Origin of the sequence: Pseudorhodobacter sp. (assembly GCF_030452865.1) — a bacterium.
In the GTDB taxonomy this organism is placed as follows: domain Bacteria; phylum Pseudomonadota; class Alphaproteobacteria; order Rhodobacterales; family Rhodobacteraceae; genus Pseudorhodobacter.
This window is the reverse complement of sequence record NZ_JAKDLJ010000566.1, coordinates 1-1,725: the sequence shown is the minus strand read 5'-3', so window position 1 is coordinate 1,725 and position 1,725 is coordinate 1. Positions and strand designations below refer to the sequence as shown.

The 1,725-nt window shown below is 60.2% G+C and carries 1 protein-coding gene; it reads right to left on the bottom strand.

The features are described 5' to 3' along the window. Positions 1-165: 165 nt before the first annotated feature. Positions 166-1,725: DUF2339 domain-containing protein (locus L0H65_RS19460; protein ID WP_301460836.1), on the bottom strand; the 1,560-nt coding region annotated here is incomplete at its 5' end.

Genomic DNA, 1,725 nt, shown 5'->3' with positions numbered 1-1,725 from the left:
CCGGCTGGCGGATGGAGGCGTTTGGCGAAGATGCCTTGCGCCTGTGCCGTGGCGAAATTGCCCTGTCTGCCAAAGGCAACAACATCAAGATCGTGAGATTGTAGGCCAGTATAGGTGAGGGGTCTATAAACCTCTCCCCTCGCCTGCCGGTCTACCGGCTTATCGTCATTCCACATCCTTAGAAGGTTGCGCGGGCGGGTCGCCAGCGGGGGCCTTGCGTTCCCATTGCGCGGTCATTTTCCGGTTGAGCCATGCGAGTGCGACGAGCGACAAGCCCAATCCCATGAAGGAAAACACCCGGATCAACCCCGACAGGCCGGACATGTCAATCAGGAACACCTTGGCGACGGTCAACGCGACCCCGACCATGGCGACTTTGCGCAACAGATCGGACCTGCGGGTGAAGGCAAGGAACAACAGCGCGACCGAGGCGACCAGCATCGCCAGCGTGTAGCTGTAAAGCTCTGCATCGGTGAAACCCGGCACGGTCAGGTCACGCCCGCGCCACAGACGGCGGATTTCCGAACCGACATAAAGCGCAGAAAAGGCGCTTGCAGCGATGATCAGGGCAATCCGGGGTATTTTGCCGAAATGCCGGATCTTCCATGCGCCGACAGCAAAAACCACCGCCAATGGCAGGAAGGCCAGTGCGAGGCTGTCAAAAATCGGCGGGCCGGCCACCTGTTCATTATACTCGGTCAAGGGATTGGCAGCGAGGAGCAGCCACGCCATAGCGGCTAAAGCCAACAGCGCATATATCCCGGCCAGGACCGTGCGCAGGATGGTCAGCAACCGCCCACCTGCCTGCATACGATAAAGCTGCGTCAACGCCAGCGCGGCCCAAGTTGCCGCCATCGGCCCCATGACCCAGTGCCTCAGGGCATCGGTGGGGGGTGCCGCGCGCATCAGTGTGATTGACAAAAAGACACCGAGGATCGACCAGCAGGCGCTTTCCAGAACCAGCGCGGTTTTCGGGTTTTGCCCCTGCGCCAACCACCACGATGCGGCCAGAAGGCCCATTGATGCGACGAAGGCAAAGGCACATTCGAGATAGGACACTGCGTAGTGGCCAGTGCCATAATCAAAGTGCAACGCCCAGTCGAAACCCGGCCAGATCACCAGACGATAGGTGATGATCGCGACAGCAACCTGAATGAACAGCGTCAAGGGCGGTAGCCGATAGCGCCGGTCCAGAAGCGCCGTACCAAGCACCATCACCGCGAGTGCCACGGTCAGCGCCGATTTGGTCAGGATCAGGAAGAAGGAAAGCGTGATAAGCGTCAACGCGCCCACAGCGAAAAGCCCGGTGCGAAGCGGGCGCGACATCTCCGGACCCGCAGCGGTTCGGCTCGCCAGCAACACCATGAATGCAGCGACGACAATGACCGCCAGCGCCCATGGGTATGCCCCAAGCACCGGGCCGGGGTTCCACATGAATTCAAGGATCAACACTGTGGTCGGGGCGAAACTCGCCGCACACAACGCCCAGAAGATCGGTGCGACGGGTGAGGATTCGCCTTGGATTGCCCAGTTCATCCGCAAGAACATCAGGCCTGACCCTGCGGCACCAATTGCCAGCAACAGCCAGACCGTCATCGGTTGACCGGTAGTGGTTTGGCCCAGCGTGTCTACGGAAACATGGAAAAATGCTGCATATAGCGGGCCATAGCACAACCCCTCCAGCGCAATGGCGACAAGAAAGCCGACACCGGGAATCAGCGCGTG